Consider the following 532-nt stretch of genomic DNA (forward strand, 5'->3'; position numbering starts at 1 on the left):
ACCCAAAGAGGTGGCGATTACCTGCTTGCGCTGAAGGGCAACCGTCGTCATTGGCTGCGCCGCGCCAACCTGCAACTGGCCGACGCCACCCCTTCCATTGCCGAGCGCACCGAGACCAGCCACGGCCGCAACGAGTGGCGGCAGGCCGAGATCGTGGCGGCGGCCGAGCCGCTGATGCCTGGCCACCAGGCCTTCATCCGCATCACCAGCCGGCGCGATCAGGCCAGACCTTTGATGCGCCTGTTCATGGCCTCCACGCTCATGTCGCCGCAGCGGGCGCTCGACCTCACCAGAGCTCATTGGCAGATCGAGAACGGCCTGCATTGGATGCTCGATGTCCATCTCGATGAGGATCTCAGCCGTGCCCGCAAGGACAATGCTCCCGCCAACACAGCCCTTCTCAATCGCCTCGCCAGAAACATCCTTCAGGCCGCCGATGCTGCCAAAGTTCCCATCAGCCATCGCATCAAGAAATGCGCCTGGAACGACGACTATCTCATCAATGCCATCACTCATATGCGATAGCCCTGCC

At 62.4% G+C, this 532-nt stretch carries 1 protein-coding gene; it reads left to right on the forward strand.

Features of this window, described 5'->3' with window-relative positions; genetic code table 11:
• On the forward strand, window positions 1-525 hold a 525-nt coding region (locus NKH37_RS34010; protein ID WP_353007661.1), incomplete at its 5' end, for an ISAs1 family transposase.
• Between the last annotated feature and the right edge of the window lie 7 nt (window positions 526-532).

Origin of the sequence: Mesorhizobium sp. M1217 (assembly GCF_040318275.1) — a bacterium.
GTDB lineage: Bacteria > Pseudomonadota > Alphaproteobacteria > Rhizobiales > Rhizobiaceae > Mesorhizobium.